We start from the raw sequence: 20448 nt of genomic DNA, 5'->3' as shown, positions 1-20448 counted from the left end.
AACGAAGTATTAACCTTAACGCTATGCTGTTCAACTCTTTTAGCTTTGCTGCTTTTCTGCCCATAGTTTTTATACTTTATTGGGTTTTGGGAAAAGAACGTTTAAGATCTCAAAATATATTATTGCTGGGGGCAAGCTATTTCTTTTATGCCTGCTGGGATTGGCGTTTTATGTTCCTGCTCATTTTTTCCACCCTACTGGATTATTTCACCGGCTTAAAAATGACGGAAAGTAAAAACGGAAGGTCCAAAAAATTTTGGTTCTGGCTGAGCATTTCCATCAATCTGGGCTTTTTAGGGGTATTTAAATACTACAACTTCTTCGCCGGTTCTTTCGCTGATGCTATTGCAAATTTTGGCCTTCAGGTAAATCCATGGACATTAAAAGTCATTTTACCTGTTGGTATATCATTTTACACTTTTCATGGCCTGTCGTACGTAATCGATATTTATAAGAACCGTATACCGGCAGAAAAGAACTTTATTGATTATTCTTTATTTGTGAGTTTTTTCCCGCTGTTGGTTGCCGGGCCGATAGAACGGGCAACACATTTGCTTCCACAGATCAAGAAGGCAAGGTCTTTTGATTATAGTAAAGCCATTGATGGTTTGCGACAGATTTTATGGGGCTTGTTTAAAAAAATCGTCATTGCCGATCAATGTGCCAATTATGCCAATATGATTTTTAATCATTCCGGAGAATACTCGGGGAGCACTTTATTGCTCGGCGCCATTCTTTTTGCCTTTCAGATTTACGGCGATTTCTCGGGCTATTCAGACATTGCCCTGGGTACAGCACGTTTATTTGGGATAGAGCTATTAAGAAACTTTGCCTACCCCTATTTCTCCAGGGATATTGCCGAATTCTGGCGTAGGTGGCATATTTCCCTCTCTACCTGGTTCAGAGATTATTTGTATATCCCATTAGGTGGGAGCAAAGGTGGAACCTGGATAAAAGTACGGAACACATTTATCATTTTTCTGGTGAGCGGTTTTTGGCACGGGGCCAACTGGACATTCATCATCTGGGGCTTATTAAATGCGCTGTACATCATGCCCTCGATTATTTTTAACACTAACCGATCGAACCTGGATACCGTTGCGCAGGGAAAGACACTTCCAAGCTTAAAAGAATTAGCAGCGATTATATTAACCTTTGGGCTAACGGTTTTCGCCTGGATATTCTTTAGGGCAAATTCTGTTCAGCATGCTTTCAATATCATATCAACCATTGGCTCAGAATCGTTTTTCAGTATTCCTCAAATACTGCCAGTTAAACTATTATTGTTACTCGCCTTGTTTCTTTTAATAGAATGGAATGGCAGGATGGAGCAATATGCCATTGCCAAATTTGCCTTATCGTGGCCAAAACCAATAAGATGGAGCATTTATTACGGGCTTGTTCTGGTGATATTCTTTTTCGCAGGAGCCGAACAGCAATTCATTTACTTTCAATTTTAACCATGAAAAAATTCATTAAATATATCACCCTTTTTATATTGCCAATTATGCTTTTGGCTGTTCTTTTCGAAGTTTTGATCAGAAGGATTCCAAACGATTACGAGTATAAAAAAAGCTATCTCGATCACCACGCTAAAGAGGTAAACATTTTATTTATGGGCAGCTCCCATGTGTATTATGGTATTAACCCCAAGTACATTAAATCAAGCTTTAATGCGAGTTATATTTCACAATCTTTCGACTATGATCTGGAGATTTTAAAAAAATATAGCGACCAATGGACCAATTTAAAATACATCGTTATTCCTGTTGATTACTTTTCGTTTTATGGCCGACTAGAGAACAGCCCTGAAGCATGGCGGGCAAAAAATTATCGCATTTATTACGATATCAATACCGATCATAAAATATTCAACAGTACTGAAATATTAAGCAACAAACTCGATATTAATTTGAGTCGATTGTACAATCATTACTTAAAAGGCGAAAATGATATTAGTTGCAGTAGTCTGGGCTGGGGATCGAGCTACAAGTCTATTAACCACAAAGATTTAGTCAAAAGTGGTGCAACTGCCGCTGCAAGACATACTGCGAAAGATAATCTGCAATACCCAACTAACCTGCATTTATTGGATGAAATTATCGCCTTCGCAGAGCACAAGCACATTAAGGTGCTATTATTTACCAGTCCGGCTTATAAATCTTATGTATCGCATTTAAGCAAGAAACAGTTGAATACTACACTTTCTACCATCAAGAAACTGAATACATCGCATAGTACCATCAAGTATTTTAATCTTTTACAGGATAGCTCATTCCATGCCCAGGATTTTTACGATGCAGACCACCTTAACGAAATCGGTGCAAAGAAATTAAGTTTAAAAATGAATGTGCTTTTGGGTAAGATATAAGCTATTAGACCTCAAACGCCCAATCTAAAAAAGCCGGCATTACACTTTCCCATGTTGGAACATCGTGTTTACCACCAACTTTTTCGTAATAAAAAACATTTTCCGGCCGTTTATAGCCTTTATTCAGGAGTATTTTAACAACATCAATCGTATCATCTATAGAATCGATGATCATATTTTTATTCCGATCAGCTTTCTCATCTTCAGTTCCAGTCATTAGCCAGAATTTCATATCCGGCTTGGTAGAAGTAATTTCTAGCTTTGCATGCATAATTCGATCCGCATCAGTATACCCTTCGCTCAGGTCTTTTTTTCTCCACCAAAATGCTCCGGAAAAAACACCAATGGCATCAAAAGCAGAAGGATTATTCCAGGCGATATCAAAGGCAGACAAACCACCCAGAGAAAACCCCGCAAAACCTACTTTACCGGTTATCGGCATCGCAATTTTCTTTTTAACAAAAGGCAGAAGTTCTTTGATCACGAAATCGGCGTATAAACTGGCTTTCGCTCCGCGCCCTTTAAAATCGGGCATACCCGCTACACCATATTCCATAAGGCGGTCTTCTGATGCTTTAATCGCCACAACAATTAACCTGTGGTTCCTTTTGCCATGATGGGCTTCTTCCAAAATCCGGCTAAAATCCATTTTGGCCACATCCTGTCCATCATTTAATAAAAGAAGCTCTATTTTTTCATTCCCCAAAATGCCTTCAGGTGTATAAATATCTATTTCTACCTCATGCTTTAAATAAGCTGAGGGTATTTTAAAGTTGCTGGTATTAACTTTTACCGATAAAATTGTTGTGTACATCATATTCAAAATCCCCTATCACATGGCTATCGCCTCAGAATTAGGGTGCAAAGGTACAAATCTCCGTAAACTATTAATTATCATAGGTTAATTTTTATAATACGCCTTTAATTTGCATCATTTTACTGCTTAAACAATTCTTTTTGTAGATTTTAATTTATACCTTAAATCATTCAATTTTTATTATGGTTAAAGAAGAACATAAGAAATGGTACAGCCCGAATTTAAGTGGCGAAATCGACATGCTCATCTTTGGTCACGGTGGTATCCCTATCCTACTGTTCCCGACAAGCATGGGTCGATATTTTGAAAACAAGGATTTCAAACTTATAGATTCTGTTGAGGGATTTATCAATGAAGGAAAAATTAAAATCTATTGCCCCGATGGCGTTGACAAGTTAAGCTGGTACAACAAAAGTATTCATCCTGCCGACAGGGTTAAAAACCACATCTGGTACGACAAGTATTTATTGGAAGAGGTAGCCCCTCTGGCAAGGCATGAAACCGGGCACAGTAAAATTATTACCGCTGGCTGTAGTTTTGGAGGCTATCATGCTGCTAATTTTGCTTTTCGGCATCCCTGGTTGGTTAGCCATATGTTTAGCATGAGCGGGGCTTTCGATATTTCTGGTCAGTTGGATGGTTTTTATAATGATGATGTTTATTTTAACAACCCTGTAGACAATCTGCTGAACAACAGTAACCCCGAACTGCATTATATGAAAATTGTTTTGGGCACAACAGACCGCGATATGTGCAGGCCAGATAATGAGCGTTTATCCGATATTTTAAACAAAAAGGGCATCGACCACTGGCTTGATATCAGGCAAAATGCCGATCACGATTGGCCCATCTGGAGAGAAATGTTTCCAGATTATATCGCACAGCTTTAGTTTAGTCCAAAGTCGGCATTCTTAAGTCCCGAGTCGATTTAGGATATAATTATCAAACAATTAACCGATTAACCAGTTAAACATTTAAACTAAAATTTACCAATGAAACCATCATGAGCAAACAAGTACAACCAGCAACACTGCTCATGATCGCTTCATCACCATTGAAAGACAAATTTAAAACGATGAAAAAAATAGGGATTTTATTTGGACAGGAACGCTCTTTTCCTGAAGCCGTAATCGAAAGAATCAATCAAAAAGCAGAAAAAGGCATCACTGCTGAAGCGGTTAAAATCGACAAAATATTTCAGAATGTACCGCTTGGTTATTCGGTAATTATAGACCGCATTTCGCAAGATGTGCCATTCTACCGTGCATCTTTAAAAAATGCTGCCATTACCGGAACTGCCGTAATTAACAACCCATTTTGGTGGAGTGCCGACGAGAAGTTTTTTAATAATGCGCTGGCTGAACAGATTGGTGTACCCGTACCTAAAACAGCCTTAATTCCATCTCGTGAGCATCCTACAGGAACGACCGGAGAATCTTTCTCTAATTTAACCATGCCATTAGATTGGGATGCCATTTTCGAATACACTGGTTTTCCCGCCTATATGAAACCCTATGATGGTGGTGGCTGGAGAGATGTTTACAAACTACATGATAAAGAAGATTTCTTTGACAAACATAGTGGCACACAACAATTGGTGATGCTTTTGCAGGAAGAAATCATTTTCGAAGAATATTTCAGGTGTTATTGCATTGGTGGTAAATATGTCCGTATTATGCAGTACGACCCGCGTAATCCGCATCACTTACGTTATGCCACTGAAGGCAAATCGCCAGATGCAAAACTGCTTAAAACTGTAGAAGAATACACCTTAAAACTATGCAAATATTTAGGGTATGATTTTAATACGGTAGAATTTGCTGTGCGTGATGGAGTGCCTATCGCGATCGATTTCTGTAACCCCGCTCCCGATGCCGATATTAAAAGCGTTGGTCAGGAAAATTTTGACTGGGTAGTAGAAACCACAGCCAATTATGCCATTGAAAGGGCAAAAGCACAAAAAGACGGACAAGATAATTTAACCTGGGGCGAATACATTAAATCGTCAGTTGGTGGTAAACCGTTAATTGCTAAGGCTGCACCAAAGGCAGCTAAAGCATCCGCGCCGAAGAAAGTTACTGCTACAGAAAAAACACCTGCAAAACCTAAAAAAGCTGCAGCGAAAAAATAATTGGGATTTAATTTTTAATCAATACAAGGATGAACGAGTTTACGCTGGGCATAGAAGAAGAATACATGGTAATTGATCCCGTTACCAGAGAGCTTACTTCTCACGACCAAAAAATTGTAGAGGCCGCACAGAAGATCCATAAAGATCAGGTTAAGGCTGAAATGCATCAGGCAGTGGTAGAAGTTGGTACCGGAATTTGCAAAACCACCACCGAGGCACGAAAAGAAATTTCCCAGTTGCGTTATACCGTATCGCAACTCGCCGGAGAACAAGGCTTAAGGATTGGCGCTGCTGGTACACACCCTTTCTCACACTGGGAAAAACAATTAATTACAGAACATCCCCGCTATAATGAAATTGTGAACGAACTGCAGGAAGCCGCCCGTTCTAACCTCATTTTTGGCCTGCACGTACACGTAGGCTTCCAATCTCGCGAGCTGGCCATTCATATCGCCAATCAGGTGAGGTATTTTTTACCGCATGTTTTTGCCTTATCTACGAATTCTCCATTCTGGGAATCGCGGAACACGGGTTACAAATCTTTCCGTACAAAAATTTTCGACAAATTTCCCCGCACTGGGATTCCTGATATTTTTAACAGCATTGAGGATTACGATAATTATGTAAAACTGCTCATCAAAACCAATTGCATGGATAATGCGAAGAAAATCTGGTGGGATATCCGTGTGCATCCGTTTTTCGATACCGTTGAGTTCCGCATTTGCGATTGCCCGATGCTGATTGATGAAACGATGGCTTTTACCGCATTATTTCAGGCTTTGTGCGCCAAGCTGTACAAACTGCGTTTGCAGAATATGGAGTTTATCAGCTATTCAAGAGCACTAATTAATGAAAATAAATGGCGTGCTGCGCGTTATGGAATTGATGGGAACCTAATCGATTTTGGAAAAGAAATGGAAGTAAACTGTCGCAACCTTATTTTAGAATTATTGGATTTTGTAGATGATGTGGTGGATGATTTAGGCTGTCGTGATGATATTAATTATGTGCATAAAATACTGGAGCATGGCACAGGCGCAGACCGGCAGTTGGCAGTTTACCAACAAACTGGTAACTTTGAGGCGGTGGTAGATTACATTACTACTCAAACACTTATAGGCGCAAAGTAATTTTATAATGGATAAAAGTAGCTTAAAGGTGGCCGTTATTGACATGAATAACGGCGCACCTAATCAGGGTATGCGGGGAATTCAGGAAATTTTATCCCGTTTTAAAAACGATAACAATATCGATTTAACCTTTGATATATTTGATTTAAGGCAAAAAGGAGAAATACCAGGCATCGGTTATGATGCTTATATTTCTAGTGGTGGCCCAGGTAGTCCGATCGAAAGTAAGGGCGAACAATGGGAAAATGATTTCTTTAATCTCTTAGATCAGATAGAAGCTTTTAACCATAAAAACGACGAACGAAAAAAGTATGCTTTTTTGATCTGTCATTCCTTCCAATTGGCTTGTAGAAAATATGGATTGGGCAACGTAACCGAAAGACGGTCGAATGCTTTTGGCATTTTCCCGATTACCTTAACTGAAGATGGAGAAAAAGACGAGATTTTTAATGGCATCACCAACCCGTTCTTTTCGGTCGACAGCAGAGACTGGCAAGTGATCGAGCCAGATTTTGCTGCTTTTGAGAAAAAAGGCGCCAAATTATTAGCCATCGAAAAAGAACGTAAACATGTCGATTTAGAACGCTGTATGATGTCGATCCGTTTTTCGGATGAAATCATCGGTACTCAGTTTCATCCAGAAGCCGATCCGGTAGGCATGAAAATGTATTTGCTTCAGGAGGAAAAGAAAAAAGCAATAGTTGATATGCACGGGGAACAAAAATACCTGGATATGTTAAACAGTTTAGACGATCCGGCAAGAATTGTGCTTACACAAAGTGTTATTTTACCTAATTTCTTACAAAAAGCAATTGGGAATTTGCAGGAAGTGTAGCACAATGACGAAAACTATATAACTTATGATACCTGCTCAACGCCAAAAATACAATCGGCAATTTACGGATGAGAAGTACAAAAGCTTCCTTACTCAATTGCAAAATGGCTACCCTCCAATTCCTTTCAGGGTTGCAGAAACACCAGTATTTATTCCGAAAGCACTGAAAGAAAAATTGATTGCAGCAGGAGAAGAAATTATAAACCTGATTAAACAACCCAATTTTAAAACGCTTACTCAAAAGGCAATCCCTTCAGACTGGAATGTGCCCAATGAAAATGAGCAACCTCATTTTTTAACTTTTGATTTTGGTATCTGTAAAAATGAAGCCGGAGAACTTACTCCCATGCTCATCGAAATGCAGGGCTTCCCTTCTCTATACGGTTTTCAGCATCATTTAGCCAAAACTTTTCAAGCGAGTTTTGAAATAGATCATTCGGTTAATTATTTCTTAAATGGTTTTAATGAAGAAAATTACATCAGGCTGCTTAAAGAAGTGATTATTGGTACCCATCAACCTGAAGAAGTAGCACTGATGGATGTAGATGCGCCTAACCAAAAAACGGCCATCGATTTTTTGGTTACCCAAAAAATGTTGGGTATTAAAATTTTGGCACTGGAAGACATTAAAAAAGTAGGTAAACAATTATTTTATGAGGAAAATGGCAAACAGATCCAGCTTAAAAGAATTTATAACCGCCTGATATTTGACGAAGTAGCCAATAATACCGAGATTTTCAAAAACAGTTTCGATCCGCGTGAAGAACTTGATGTGGAATGGGTAACACATCCCAACTGGTTTTACCGCATCAGCAAATACACCATGCCATTTCTAAAAAGCGAATTTGTACCCGATACACGTTTTTTAAACGAGGTAAAAATTATCCCTGAAGATTTAGAAAACTACGTACTTAAGCCATTATTCTCTTTCGCAGGGATGGGCGTAATTATCGATGTAAGCGAAACGGACATTACCAGTATAAAAGATCCCGAAAACTGGATTTTACAAAGGAAAGTAAATTACGAGCCAGCAGTACTGGCACCTGATGGTGGTGTAAAAGCAGAAATAAGGATGATGTACCTATGGCCCGATGGCGGTGAGCCTCAGCTTTGCATTAATTTGGCAAGATTAAGCAAGGGAAAAATGATTGGTGTACGCTACAACGCCGATTTCGATTGGGTTGGTGGTACTGTAGGTTTTATGGAAGAATAACTTTTTTTAACCGCAAAGCTCGCGAAGACTAACCACAGAGATCACAAAGAATAAGACATAGAGGAACACACAGATATGATCCTTTAGTGTGTTCTGTGGCAAAACAAAAAGTTCGTGGATACATGAATTATAGCGAAAGGAATAATAATTCACCTATTCTCGGTAAAAAAACTCGGTTTCCTCTGTGGTAAAACCGTACGTCAATAATTTACATTCATCTGAACACCTTCCCCCTAAAACCCTTTATATTTGTAGTATGGATATTCAAACGATTTTAGTCTTTTTACTTTTTGCGGTAGCATTGGTATATGTTGGCCGTTTGGTTTTTAAATCTTTACAGGTAAAAAAAGATGGATGTGGGGGTAATTGTAAATGTGGTGTAGATTTTTCCGATATTAAGCCCGTAAAAAAATAACATCCCACCTTTATGATTCATCAGTTCCAAAAATACTTACAGGAAAAAATAGAGATAACTGATGAGCAGTTCGAAAGCATATCATCTGTTTTAAAGGTTAAAAAATTCGAGAAAAACGAAATAGTTCAATATACTGGCGATAATTTTAAACACGGATATTTTGTAGGCAAAGGCCTATTACGCGCGTACTCAATTGATGCGAAAGGCAAAGAACATATCCTTCAGTTCGCCCCCGAAAACTGGTTGGTTTCTGATCGCAACAATATGAATAATGAGCCGTCAATATTTTTTATCGATGCCATCGAAGCAACCGAAGCCGTGTTAATGCCCAACAATTTCATGGAAGAAGCAGCCAGGCAAGTACCATGTTTGCAACCCATGCAAATTAAACTACTCAACAATTCGATCCGCTTTATGCAGAAAAGAATTAATATGTTGTTAAGTGCTACGGCCGAAGAAAGATACCTCGATTTTATAAAACTTTACCCTAACCTTACCCTCCGCGTACCCCAATGGATGATCGCCTCTTATCTGGGCATTACCCCTGAATCGCTAAGCCGTGTGAGAAAGGAATTGGCCAATAAACATTTCAGACCATAGATTGAATGAGTGAATGGCTTAGTCAAATCTGATCTTTGAACTTTTCAACCTTACAACATTCGATCAATCTCTCATTCAATAACTCAATCATTTCATCTGTCATTACTTACCATACATCAATCTGTAGTAAAAACCTGCGCTGTACTTTTGTGTTGTAAATATTAAACATCTCAAAAAACAAAAGATATGGCAACTACAAAATGGACATTAGATCCAACCCACAGCGAATTACAATTTAAAGTAAAACACTTAATGATTACTACTGTAACTGGTAGTTTAAAATCTTTCTCAGCAGAGTTATCATCTGAAGGTGACGAATTTGAAAATGCAGAAATTTCTTTCAAAGGCGATATCGGTTCGATCGATACCGGAAATACCGACCGCGATAACCATTTAAAAAGTGGCGATTTTTTCGATGCTGAAAAATTTGCACACATCGAATTTAAATCCAATTCAGTAGAAAAAGATGGCAGCGATTATATCGTTAAGGGCGACTTAACCATTAAAGGCGAAACCAAGCCTGTAAAATTAACTGCAGAATTTGGTGGTATTGCTACCGATCCATGGGGAAATACCAAAGCAGGATTTACTTTAAGTGGAAAAATTAACCGTTCCGAATTCGGTTTAACCTGGAACGCTGCATTAGAAACCGGTGGCGTAATGGTAAGTGAAGAAGTTCGCATTTTAGGCGAATTACAGTTTGTAAAAAGTGTATAAGTGATAGGTGTTTGGCGATAAACGTGGATTATCCGCCAAACACTAAACGCATAACAGAAAGGTTCCAATCATGGAAACAAAACAAATAGAAAAAGTACTAAAAGCGCCAGCGCCACATATGGTTGGTGATGGCTTTAGGGTACACAATTTTTTTCCAAGTGGATATAAAATCAACATGAGTCCGTTTTTCTTAATGGATTATGGCTCAAAGATCGAATTTTCTGCCAGGAAAGAACCAAGAGGCGTTGGTGTACATCCACATCGAGGCTTTGAAACGGTAACTATTGCCTACCATGGTGCGGTTGCCCATCACGATAGCTCTGGAAACAGTGGGGTGATCTACCCGGGCGATGTACAATGGATGACCGCTGCAAGTGGTATACTACATAAAGAATACCATGAAACGAACTACAGCTTAGCTGGAGGTCCTTTTCAAATGGTCCAGCTTTGGATTAACCTACCAGCCAAGGATAAAATGGGTAAACCAAGGTATCAGGCAATTAAACAGGCTGATATGGCTCATTTTGATCTTCCTGAAAATGGTGGAAAAATCGAAATTATAGCAGGCAATTATCGAGGCATAAAAGGCAATGCAGATACCTTTACCCCCATAGAACTCTATAATGCCAGGCTAAATAAAGGTGGTGAAGCTACTTTTAACTTTCCTGATCATTTTAACACTGGATTTATGGTGATTGAAGGTTCGATCAAAATTAATGGGTCCGAAACTGCATCCGTAGATGATTTTATCCACTTCAAAAACAAAGGTGAAGAGATTAAGGTCGAAGCCCTAGAAAACAGTGTGGTTTTGGTTTTAAGTGGAGAACCAATAGATGAGCCAATTGTTCAATATGGTCCGTTTTTAATGAATAATGAAGCCGAAATCCATCAGGCTATAGAAGATTACAACCAAGGTAGGTTCGGTTATTTAGAGGAGTAAAAAGGTTTAAATAAATTATATTTTTGAGCCGGCATTTTTTGTAAAATTTGTCGGCTTTTTTGTGGCTTTATATTTCAGGACAATCCCAATGTCATTAAGTAAGGATAAGTGTTGCCAGTTTGAGCATGTCGAAGACCTTTAATTAGTCGAAAACAAAAAATATTTGTCCTTCTACAGGCTCAGGATGACAATGCTTTTTTGTTTTCCTCTTTTGCGCTTTAATTTACGTTAGAAAACCTTAATTCCTGAATGATGAAAAATTTGGAAAGGACATTTATTCCTCTGATAAATAGTATATTAGTGAAGAACTAACGATCTAATCTCACGGCGCTTAATTATCAATCATTCATCCAATCTTCATATTCGTTAGTGACATTTGGTTATTAAATCAGAAAAGAAAAATGTCCGGAAAACAAATATTTCAAACTGAGACCAAAAGACGCTGGCATACATTTACATGGGTAAGCCGTACGTTTTTTTTAGTCTTCATTATCGCAATCATCTGCGTGGTGTACACGCTGTCTTCAGTACAGGCACCTAATTTGCCTTTTATCAACACAAATACACCATTAACACAAAAACAATTAGAGAAGTTAAAAAAATCGCAACAGTATAAGGATTTCACCATCGAAAAATCTAAGCTGCAAAAGATTAAAAGAGATCGTGAATACCGCATTTTAAGCCATCGCGGTAATAGTAAGCGTATCAACATGGCCTTTTACGTAAGCTGGGCAGCAAGTAAAGAATCATCAATATCAGATTTAAAACGCAACATCAGCCATTTGGATATGGTGGCTACAGAATCGTTCTTTTTAAATGGTGATTCTATTGTAGATAAAGTAGATACTGCGGCCTTAAAAGTAATACATACCGGTAAAAAATCGGCTATTGCGGTGGTTTCAAATTACAATAAAGATCATTGGGATGGTGCAGCAGTAAGAAGGTTATTAAACGATGAATCTGCTCAACAAAAATTGATCTACGATCTCATAGCGATTACCAAAAAATACGGTTATAGTGGAATAAACATAGATTTTGAAGAACTCAACCTCCAAAATAGCGATGGTTTTAACGCTTTTATGAAAAATCTATACACTCAGTTTCACGCCGAAAAACTGATTGTTTCTCAGGATATTTCACCCGAAAACGACGATTATAAGCCAGAAATCCTTCAAAAATATAATGATTACCTCGTATTAATGGCTTATGATCAGCATACCGAACAAAGTAATGCAGGCGATATTTCCCATCAGGAATGGGTAGAAGAAAAGCTTGATGATATTTGCAGTAAAGTTGATGCCAGCAAAGTAATCCTTGCCTTGGCTTGCTACGGTTACGATTGGCCCAAAAATAGCATTGGCCAACCGGTTACGTACGAGCAGGCTATGACCATGGCTGTTAATTATAAAAGTAAAATAAACTACAACCCTGCTTCAGCCAATTTAAACTACACTTACAATGATGGCAGTGGAATTAAACATGAAGTTTACTTTACTGATGCCGCAACTTATTTTAATTTAATCCGCAAGGCTGATGATTGGGATATTGCTGGTGTAGCCTTATGGCGTTTAGGCTCGGAAGACAAACGCTTATGGTCGTTTATTTCTAATGACCTTAGTTTGGATACATTGAAGAAAAAACCCTTCGATTTACGCAAAATTGCTTCATTAAATATGGGGGGAATCTCCTATTTAGGCGATGGTGAAATTCTAGACCTGATTTCTACCCCTACACCTGGTAGTGTAAAGTTCACTTTAAATAAAGATAACTTTTCTATTGCCGATCAAAAGTATATCAGGCTTCCAGAGCAATATGTAATTAAAAGGTTTGGAGAGGCCGATAAGAAAATCGCCTTAACCTTTGATGATGGGCCCGATCCGGTTTACACACCACAAGTATTAAATATTTTAAGGCAGGAAAAAGTACCTGGCTGTTTCTTTGTGGTTGGGATTATGGCTGAACAGAACATGGAACTGTTAAGACAGGAATATAATGATGGTTATGAAATTGGAAACCATACTTTCTTCCATCCTGATATGTCGGCCATTGGGCCACGACGGGTAAAATTCGAGCTAAATGCTACCCGTCGCTTAATAGAAGCCGTTACTGGCCACAGCACAATCTTGTTCCGTGCACCATTTAATGCAGATGCCGAACCCCAAAATATTTCTGAAATTCTACCTGTTGCACAAAGCCGTAAAGAAAATTACATCAATATCGGGGAATATATCGACCCTGAAGATTGGGAACCGGGAAAAACTGCTGACCAAATTTTTAACGAAGTGGTAAAACAGCAAGACAATGGCAATATCCTTTTGTTGCATGATGCTGGCGGCAATCGTGAAGCTACCGTGGCTGCTTTACCCCGGATTATAAAATTTTTCAAAGCTAAAGGATATACCTTTACAACAGTTGGCGATTTAATGGGCAAAAAAAGATCAGAACTGATGCCTGCCGTTAAGTCTACTGCAAACAGTGGTTTTTCAGGTTCTGGTGATTACTTTTTCATCAATTTCTTTTACTACGGAAACATGATTTTAAACATCGTATTTTCTGTAGCAATTGTACTTGCTATTTTAAGGACCATATTTATCGCCTATTTAGCCATCAGACAGCGAAAAAGAGCGAAACAGAATGTCAGCAAATTGATAGTAAATCCTTCAGAAAAAGTGAGTATTATCATTCCAGCCTATAACGAAGAGGTTACTGCTGTACAAACCATCAATAGTCTTTTAAAAACCACCTACCCAAATTTTGAACTGATTTTTGTGGATGATGGTTCGAAAGATAAAACCTTCGAAATCATTAATGAACATTTTGGCAACCATCCACAGGTAAAGGTTTTCCGCAAAGCAAATGGAGGCAAAGCATCTGCATTAAATTATGGTATCTCAAAAGCAACTTCTGAATTTGTGGTCTGTATAGATGCAGATACACAGCTAAAAGATGATGCAGTTACCGAACTGATGCGTTATTTTTATAGTGACCAAATTGCAGCAGTAGCTGGCACTGTGAAAGTTGGGAATGCCAACAATATTATTACCAAATGGCAGTCTATTGAATATATCACCGCACAGAATATGGATAGGCGTGCTTTCGACTTATTAAATACAATTACTGTTGTACCTGGAGCAATAGGTGCTTTTAGAAAAAATGTAATTTTAGAAGTTGGCGGGTTTACCATTGATACACTTGCCGAAGATTGCGATTTAACCATGCGTATTTTGAAAGCAGGTTACCGCGTAAAAAACTGTGATACTGCAATTGCTTACACCGAAGCACCAGAAACAGTGAATATGTTGCTTAAACAACGTTTCCGCTGGAGTTTCGGCGTAATGCAGAGTTTCTGGAAAAACAGAAAAACACTGCTAAACAAGAAATACGGTTATTTTGGGATGGTAGGAATGCCAAATATTTTGATCTATCAGATCATTTTGCCGCTATTTTCACCACTTGCTGATCTTTTTATGTTCATCTCGTTAATTAGTGGTCTATTTTCGTTAAGTGCTATAAATAATTTAACCCTAACCGGATTTTCAGGAATTTTAAGCCTGCATAACGGTTTTGGCCAGGTACTTTTCTATTACATTATTTTTATCATTGTAGATATGATCTTTGCTGCAATCGCCTTCCGCATGGAAAAAGAAAAATACACGAATTTACTTTACATATTTCCACAGCGGTTTTTCTGGAGACAATTAATGTATATTGTACTATTCCGTTCGTTCAGAAAAGCTATAAAAGGTGAACTCGAAACCTGGGGAACACTAAAGCGGACAGGAAATGTTAAAGAGCAATTGGCATAATGCTTGTCCTGGAGATTATATTATAAACAATGGATGTCACCCTGAGCCTGTCGAAGGGCTGGCTAAAATGCACTGTAAAGCATTTCGACAAGCTCAATGTGACAGTTTCCGATCAAAATTTACATATTATATCGCACTAAAAAAAAAACATAAACAATTAATAACAAGCTATTTAAAAAAACATTATTATTGTTTATGGAAAAATCTAACCAAACTCCATTTTCCTTTAAACAGGTTTTATTGATTGCACTTATTGCCGGAACATTAGATGGATTGGCAGCAGTTATATTTTTAGGAAAGATGAATTTTATGGGGGTATTTCAATATATCTCCAGCGCTATTATGGGTCCAACTGCTTTTGCCGGAGGTATTAAAACAGCCCTTGTAGGTTTAGCATTCCACTACTTTATTGCTTTTTGCTTCACCTTAATTTTTACAATAGCTACTATGAAAACGGCAATACTACGCAAGCATATAATCCTGTCAGGAATAATTTATGGCATTATTGTTTGGACCATCATGACCCTATTGATCGTTCCGTTAACCAAAATACCAGCTGCACCATTTCATTACGAACGGGCGATTTTAAATGTGGTAATTCTGATTTTTTGCATAGGCTTACCGATTTCTTACTTAACTGCCCGAAAATTCTAATATGAATTAAGGTTTTTCTATCAGGCAAACGGCATAAGAAACAACACCTTCTTCCCTGCCGATAAATCCCATTTGCTCGTTGGTAGTGGCTTTTATTGAAATATCTTCGGTAGAAATTCCAATGGCTTCAGCAATATTTTGCTGCATAGCAGGAATATGAGGGTTAATTTTTGGCGCTTCCAAACAAAGCATCGCATCTATATTGCCAATTTGCCATCCTTTTTCGGCCAGCAATTTAACCGTTTCCTTCAATAAAATGAGGCTACTGATGCCTTTCCACCTATCATCTGTATTCTTGAAATGGAAACCAATATCGCGAAGGTTGGCTGCCCCTAAAAGCGCATCGCAGATGGCGTGAAGCAAAACATCGGCATCCGAATGTCCAAAAGCACCCTTATGATGGTCTAATGTAACTCCGCCAACAACAAAAGGATGCTGATCTTTTAATTGATGTACATCGAATCCGAAACCTACTCTAATTTTCATGGGTATTTAGGTTAATTGTTTAAACTCATTAATCGGTTAATTATAAACTGATAGCTTAAAATTACTTTTTAACAATCTTTTTGTCGCCAAAGTTAAACAATAGACCAAAACGTAAGGTATTTGCAAGTGGACTTGTTTGTGCATTTGCAATTAAATAAGAGAAATCTATATTAAAAACATTGTATTTTAATCCAAGACCCAAGGTAAAGTAGCGGCTATCGCCTTTCATTGGGCTCTGATAGTTGTAACCTGCTCTAACTGCAAACTGTTGGTTATACCAGTACTCTAAGCCTGTTGAAATTCCTACTTCCTTTAATTCTTCACTAAAACCGCCCGGGGCATCACTAAATGAACCAAAAATTCCGGCGGGTACTGAACGGTTAGGATTTTTTCCGCTCACAATATTATTGTTCGAATCGTATATCGGCTGCGTTGGCACCAGCAACTTATTAAAATCAAGGGCAAAAGTTATGGTGCTGAAATCATCTACAGTAATTGTAGACGCGCCTCCTATTTTAAAATTTGTAGGTAAAAAGAAATTTTCTCCTCCATCAGAATAGCTCATTTTTGTTCCAATGTTGGAAATATTAGCGCCAGCAGAAAGAACAGTCTGCCTGCCAAACATTGTAGTTGTTGTTTTGTATAATCCCGACACATCAACAGCTACTGCATTTCCGCTATGAACCTGCCCTGATGATGAAAATTGACCTGAAGCTAAATTTGAATAAATATATCTTAATGAGGTTCCCAATGAAAATTCCTCACCAAAATTACGGGCAAAAGAAACATCAAAAGCCAATTCATTTGGATTGGAAATTCCCAGATCCTGTTGATTGATATCGGTAAGCTGAATAGAGCCTAAAGAAAAATACCTTAATGAGGCACCAATAGTATTACGGTCATCCAATTTATAAAAGCCACTTAAATAAGCCAGATTAATATCAGGTACTAAACTTTTTAACCATGGGCTATAAGAAACTGAAAATCCGTAAGGTTTATCTAAAAATGCAAGTTTAGAAGCATTAATACTGGCTGAATTTACATCACCAGCAACGGCCACGCCAGCATCACCCATTGCACCGGCACGGGCATCGGGTGTAATGAGCAGAAATGGGACTGCTGTTACAATATTGTTTGCCTCGCTACCATTTGTTTGGGTATTGCCTATGGTTACCTGAGCATTTGTTTTACCAAACACCAAGGCCATTGAGAGTGCAGAAAAAGCAAGTTTACTGATGTACTTGAAATTCATCCTTTAAAGGTACGTAATTTTAGATTTTGATATTTAGCAATAACTGGAGAATATATTCTGTAACGCAAAACCAAAACTTATATTTCACCAAATTACGAATTCTATGATTATTTACTAATTAAACCTACGATTTTTACATACGGGTGTGACTACAAAAAACGTAAACCATAATTAATCAAACAGTTAGTGATTAATAATTATTTGTTTTTTGATAACTTCTTTACCTTGAATGATGTGCAGAAAATAAGTTCCATTTTCAATATGCTGAACATTAAACCCTATTCCCTCTCCATTGAGTGACTTCTGTCCATGTAAAATCCTTCCACTTGAGTTATAAAGCTTAACTTCATAAGTCCCAGAAATAGATTCAGATTTTGCATTTTTTGTGTTAGATTTTATATTATACACCTGATTTATTGTTAAATCAGAACTTGCAGGGTTTGGGAATATTGCGAATCGCTCTGGACTAGGGGGTCCATCACTAGTAACAAAAGCATGCGCTTCTCCTAATGCATCGCCGCAGTCTGGAGTAGTTATTATCAAGTTTATATCCAAATATAGCGGCACAGTCGACTGGTTTTGATTGGTTGTAAAAGTAATTGTGGATGTTCCTTGCCCTGATACGATTGTACCTCCATAAACTGTCCAAGTATAATTACTCGCATTCACATAATTACCGCCAGCAGCAACTGTTACACTTTGCCCAGGACCATAACTGGCATTAGTAATTAACCCACCTATCGGAATTTCATCTGGACCTGACTGAATATTTTTACTTACCGAAAAACTACCACAAGCAGTGTTAATATTTGCAATTAAATTGAGCTGGCCAGGTCTTATCTTAGTCAACGTAGCACTATTGCCACTCGATGTTAATGATGCGATATCTGGATTTGGAGATGACCAAGAAACGGTAGCTCCACTTGGTAAATTGGAAATACTATATGCTGCAGAAGTACAAACCTGCAATGGCCCGGTAATTGGGTATTTTACATTACCATCATAATTAGCTCCAACTCCTACTGCGTACCATGCATTTGTTGTATTCACTTCTTGACAAGAGCCACTTCCAAATAGATCAATTGCAGCCTGAATTGTTGCTATTCTCATACTTTGGTAGCCAGAAGTAGAGGTTAAATAATTTACTTCGGCTCTGTAAACAATTTTGGAAGCATCACTTATTCCAATCCCAGTCACGTTGAAGTTAGATGAAATATCATTAGTTCCAGAGCCCCCTTCTGACAAAAGATAAAACCAATAATTGCCAACCCCACTATTAGTATGTACACCACATTTATCATTACTATTATCTGGGGTGCAACTAGATACATTATACCAAAAATTAGAAGTAGCGCCATAAGTAGTGGGCTGAGAGTAGGTTTTTGGGTTACTCATAGATCTAAATGCAGCAAAGCCAACAACGTCTTCTCCTAATAACCATGTTTGTTTTCCAGTTATTCCCCAATGCTCTATGCAAGCACCCCAAATATCAGATAAACTTTCATTTAACGCTCCAGATTCCTTTTCATAAGCTAGTCCCGTTCCATTTCCTATTGATTTAAAGCATACTCCATGGCCGATTTCATGTCCAATGACATCTAAACTAACTGTAGGGCCAAAGGAAGAACCATCGCCGTAAAACATAGAATTGTAAGTACTACTCCAGAAAGCGTTATCCATGTCAATTATCTGACTAATATTATTGGGATTTCTAGTTCTCACATGGACATAATTTGTAATAGTACCGCCATTTCCATCATAACTATTTCTATTATGAACATTTTTAAAATAATCAACAGTTATCTCTGTTGCCCAGTGAACATCTAGGGCTGCATTATCTCTATTCGTATTATTATGCTCCGCTGTCGACCAATTATTATCATTATCAATGAAATCTACTGCGTTTGGTATATTACTCTGAAGGTCACTATTAAAATAGGCAGGAGCTCTTTGGTAATCAAGTGTAGTTATAGAAGTTGATCCGTTTCTTAAAGTTTCTCTCAACCTAAATGTTCCATTATTTGAATCACTAATAATGTTTTGATTGTTAGAATATATTGTAGCTGCAGAGCCAGGTGCATTATTGTCTAAAACCAAAGGTTGTTTAAAAATTTCGTTTCCCGCTATACAATCAACATAAAGTATATTATCTCCTTGCATATTTTCAGTTAGAAGCCAAAATTTGTATACTAAGTGAGGTTTACCTTCTTTTATAAGAATTACAGTTTCATAGTTAGTTGTTGAATATATCTTTTTTTGCTGAGGATCAAAATATTTTTCTTGAGGTAAATCTTTGATTGTAAAGTTTTTGATTTTTTTTTCACGTGTATACTTGTTTAAAATATTAGTAAAAATATTTTTCTTTTCAATATCAAAACTTAATGGGATTTTTTCGAAATCACCATTTAGTGAAATTACATTATTTTCTTTGTCTCTATGAATAATATACTCCTTAAATTCAACCTTTATTCCCTTAAATGTTTGCTGATATTTCTCATGAATCATACCAATATCGTCCTTCTCAACTTTATATAAATAAAAATCAGTTTCCTTATTTGTCTGAAGGATAGTTCTAAGTAATTCTTTTGAATCAATTTGCTTTTTAATAGAACTTTTTTTTATTGAAACAAAGTTAATTTTCCCATTTGAATTGCTGTCTATCACAAACTCATGTTGAGCATAAGCAATTTTGGTAGTTGCAAATAATAAATACAATAAGGATACAGAAAAGAGTTGAGAGCGTTTTTTCATAAAAATTTGATTTTAAACTTATTTGATCTAAAGTTAATATAATAATCAAAAAAAAACAACTCCATTTTTAGTTGACTGTAAAGATCAATCATAGAAGCTATTATTCGATATAAGTTCGCATATTGTTTCGTGAAGATTTAATAAAGACCTTTATGACAAATATTCACAACCTAATGAAAAATCCAATTAACCTGAATATTAATTATTTAGCGTTAATTTCACTTAAAAACCAAACAGACACAATACGCTTTAAAATAATACGTTATCACTCAAAAATATAATCGATATTTTATTACCACATTATTTATATATTCATTTAAAATTGTTTAA

17 protein-coding genes are annotated in these 20448 nt (G+C 37.3%); 13 read left to right on the top strand and 4 right to left on the bottom strand.

Annotation, left to right across the window (positions count from 1 at the left end; translation table 11 throughout):
- Window positions 1-23 precede the first annotated feature (23 nt).
- Together ACN9MR_RS25825 and ACN9MR_RS25820 are read left to right on the top strand one after the other, a co-directional pair.
- The gene (locus tag ACN9MR_RS25825) at window positions 24-1460 is read left to right on the top strand and encodes an MBOAT family O-acyltransferase (protein ID WP_426327307.1); all 1437 of its coding nucleotides are present in this window, start codon (window positions 24-26) and stop codon (window positions 1458-1460) included.
- A gap of 2 nt (window positions 1461-1462) precedes the next feature.
- A complete protein-coding gene (locus ACN9MR_RS25820; protein ID WP_426327306.1) occupies window positions 1463-2371 on the top strand; it encodes a hypothetical protein in 909 nt (302 codons plus the stop codon).
- A gap of 4 nt (window positions 2372-2375) precedes the next feature.
- Here the strand turns inward: ACN9MR_RS25820 and ACN9MR_RS25815 are convergent, their stop codons facing one another.
- Window positions 2376-3188 carry an alpha/beta hydrolase gene (locus ACN9MR_RS25815; protein ID WP_426327305.1) on the bottom strand — a complete coding sequence of 271 codons (813 nt, stop codon included), beginning with the start codon at window positions 3186-3188 and terminating at the stop codon, window positions 2376-2378.
- A gap of 182 nt (window positions 3189-3370) precedes the next feature.
- Between ACN9MR_RS25815 and ACN9MR_RS25810 the strand changes: the two genes are divergently transcribed.
- The 11 genes from ACN9MR_RS25810 to ACN9MR_RS25760 all read left to right on the top strand — a co-directional run bounded on the left by ACN9MR_RS25810 (window position 3371) and on the right by ACN9MR_RS25760 (window position 15629).
- Entirely contained in the window at window positions 3371-4078 is a 708-nt protein-coding gene (locus ACN9MR_RS25810) for an esterase family protein (protein WP_426327304.1), read from the top strand.
- A 113-nt stretch (window positions 4079-4191) separates the two neighbouring features.
- A complete protein-coding gene (locus ACN9MR_RS25805) occupies window positions 4192-5319 on the top strand; it encodes an ATP-grasp domain-containing protein (RefSeq protein WP_426327303.1) in 1128 nt (375 codons plus the stop codon).
- Window positions 5320-5348: 29 nt separating this feature from the next.
- Window positions 5349-6449 (top strand): carboxylate-amine ligase, encoded by a 1101-nt coding sequence (locus tag ACN9MR_RS25800; RefSeq protein WP_029274724.1) that lies wholly within the window; start codon window positions 5349-5351, stop codon window positions 6447-6449.
- 7 nt (window positions 6450-6456) lie between these two features.
- On the top strand, window positions 6457-7284 hold the full coding sequence (locus tag ACN9MR_RS25795) for a type 1 glutamine amidotransferase (protein ID WP_426327302.1): 828 nt from the start codon (window positions 6457-6459) through the stop codon (window positions 7282-7284).
- 25 nt (window positions 7285-7309) lie between these two features.
- Window positions 7310-8497 (top strand): hypothetical protein, encoded by a 1188-nt coding sequence (locus tag ACN9MR_RS25790; protein ID WP_426327301.1) that lies wholly within the window; start codon window positions 7310-7312, stop codon window positions 8495-8497.
- Window positions 8498-8753: 256 nt separating this feature from the next.
- The gene (locus ACN9MR_RS25785; protein ID WP_082458743.1) at window positions 8754-8912 is read left to right on the top strand and encodes a FeoB-associated Cys-rich membrane protein; all 159 of its coding nucleotides are present in this window, start codon (window positions 8754-8756) and stop codon (window positions 8910-8912) included.
- Between the two features lie 12 nt (window positions 8913-8924).
- Window positions 8925-9512 carry a Crp/Fnr family transcriptional regulator gene (locus ACN9MR_RS25780; protein WP_029274727.1) on the top strand — a complete coding sequence of 196 codons (588 nt, stop codon included), beginning with the start codon at window positions 8925-8927 and terminating at the stop codon, window positions 9510-9512.
- A 186-nt stretch (window positions 9513-9698) separates the two neighbouring features.
- A complete protein-coding gene (locus ACN9MR_RS25775; protein WP_215130003.1) occupies window positions 9699-10229 on the top strand; it encodes a YceI family protein in 531 nt (176 codons plus the stop codon).
- 70 nt (window positions 10230-10299) lie between these two features.
- The gene (locus ACN9MR_RS25770; RefSeq protein ID WP_426327300.1) at window positions 10300-11169 is read left to right on the top strand and encodes a pirin family protein; all 870 of its coding nucleotides are present in this window, start codon (window positions 10300-10302) and stop codon (window positions 11167-11169) included.
- Window positions 11170-11570: 401 nt separating this feature from the next.
- Complete coding sequence (locus ACN9MR_RS25765) at window positions 11571-14975, top strand: glycosyltransferase (RefSeq protein WP_426327299.1); 3405 nt, start codon at window positions 11571-11573, stop codon at window positions 14973-14975.
- A 195-nt stretch (window positions 14976-15170) separates the two neighbouring features.
- Window positions 15171-15629 carry a hypothetical protein gene (locus ACN9MR_RS25760; protein ID WP_426327298.1) on the top strand — a complete coding sequence of 153 codons (459 nt, stop codon included), beginning with the start codon at window positions 15171-15173 and terminating at the stop codon, window positions 15627-15629.
- Between the two features lie 6 nt (window positions 15630-15635).
- Here ACN9MR_RS25760 and ispF read toward each other — a convergent pair whose 3' ends face one another.
- From ispF to ACN9MR_RS25745, 3 genes are all read right to left on the bottom strand, one after another.
- Window positions 15636-16115, bottom strand: a complete 480-nt coding sequence (gene ispF, locus ACN9MR_RS25755; RefSeq protein ID WP_057931412.1) for a 2-C-methyl-D-erythritol 2,4-cyclodiphosphate synthase — start codon at window positions 16113-16115, stop codon at window positions 15636-15638.
- Between the two features lie 61 nt (window positions 16116-16176).
- Window positions 16177-17367 carry a type IX secretion system outer membrane channel protein PorV gene (gene porV, locus ACN9MR_RS25750; protein WP_426327297.1) on the bottom strand — a complete coding sequence of 397 codons (1191 nt, stop codon included), beginning with the start codon at window positions 17365-17367 and terminating at the stop codon, window positions 16177-16179.
- 183 nt (window positions 17368-17550) lie between these two features.
- Window positions 17551-20118 carry a M4 family metallopeptidase gene (locus ACN9MR_RS25745; protein WP_426327296.1) on the bottom strand — a complete coding sequence of 856 codons (2568 nt, stop codon included), beginning with the start codon at window positions 20116-20118 and terminating at the stop codon, window positions 17551-17553.
- Window positions 20119-20448 lie beyond the last annotated feature (330 nt).

This window comes from Pedobacter sp. R-06 (assembly GCF_049913135.1).
GTDB lineage: Bacteria > Bacteroidota > Bacteroidia > Sphingobacteriales > Sphingobacteriaceae > Pedobacter.
The sequence above is the reverse complement of the archived record's forward strand: the minus strand, read 5'-3'. Positions and strand labels throughout refer to the sequence as shown.

What these genes read in the sequence shown, in the direction of transcription:
- ACN9MR_RS25825 (WP_426327307.1), top strand. Translation starts at nt 24, where the DNA reads ATGCTGTTCAACTCTTTTAGCTTTGCTGCTTTTCTGCCCATAGTTTTT.
- ACN9MR_RS25820 (WP_426327306.1), top strand. Translation starts at nt 1,463, where the DNA reads ATGAAAAAATTCATTAAATATATCACCCTTTTTATATTGCCAATTATG.
- ACN9MR_RS25815 (WP_426327305.1), bottom strand. Translation starts at nt 3,188, where the DNA reads ATGATGTACACAACAATTTTATCGGTAAAAGTTAATACCAGCAACTTT.
- ACN9MR_RS25810 (WP_426327304.1), top strand. Translation starts at nt 3,371, where the DNA reads ATGGTTAAAGAAGAACATAAGAAATGGTACAGCCCGAATTTAAGTGGC.
- ACN9MR_RS25805 (WP_426327303.1), top strand. Translation starts at nt 4,192, where the DNA reads ATGAGCAAACAAGTACAACCAGCAACACTGCTCATGATCGCTTCATCA.
- ACN9MR_RS25800 (WP_029274724.1), top strand. Translation starts at nt 5,349, where the DNA reads ATGAACGAGTTTACGCTGGGCATAGAAGAAGAATACATGGTAATTGAT.
- ACN9MR_RS25795 (WP_426327302.1), top strand. Translation starts at nt 6,457, where the DNA reads ATGGATAAAAGTAGCTTAAAGGTGGCCGTTATTGACATGAATAACGGC.
- ACN9MR_RS25790 (WP_426327301.1), top strand. Translation starts at nt 7,310, where the DNA reads ATGATACCTGCTCAACGCCAAAAATACAATCGGCAATTTACGGATGAG.
- ACN9MR_RS25785 (WP_082458743.1), top strand. Translation starts at nt 8,754, where the DNA reads ATGGATATTCAAACGATTTTAGTCTTTTTACTTTTTGCGGTAGCATTG.
- ACN9MR_RS25780 (WP_029274727.1), top strand. Translation starts at nt 8,925, where the DNA reads ATGATTCATCAGTTCCAAAAATACTTACAGGAAAAAATAGAGATAACT.
- ACN9MR_RS25775 (WP_215130003.1), top strand. Translation starts at nt 9,699, where the DNA reads ATGGCAACTACAAAATGGACATTAGATCCAACCCACAGCGAATTACAA.
- ACN9MR_RS25770 (WP_426327300.1), top strand. Translation starts at nt 10,300, where the DNA reads ATGGAAACAAAACAAATAGAAAAAGTACTAAAAGCGCCAGCGCCACAT.
- ACN9MR_RS25765 (WP_426327299.1), top strand. Translation starts at nt 11,571, where the DNA reads ATGTCCGGAAAACAAATATTTCAAACTGAGACCAAAAGACGCTGGCAT.
- ACN9MR_RS25760 (WP_426327298.1), top strand. Translation starts at nt 15,171, where the DNA reads ATGGAAAAATCTAACCAAACTCCATTTTCCTTTAAACAGGTTTTATTG.
- ispF (WP_057931412.1), bottom strand. Translation starts at nt 16,115, where the DNA reads ATGAAAATTAGAGTAGGTTTCGGATTCGATGTACATCAATTAAAAGAT.
- porV (WP_426327297.1), bottom strand. Translation starts at nt 17,367, where the DNA reads ATGAATTTCAAGTACATCAGTAAACTTGCTTTTTCTGCACTCTCAATG.
- ACN9MR_RS25745 (WP_426327296.1), bottom strand. Translation starts at nt 20,118, where the DNA reads ATGAAAAAACGCTCTCAACTCTTTTCTGTATCCTTATTGTATTTATTA.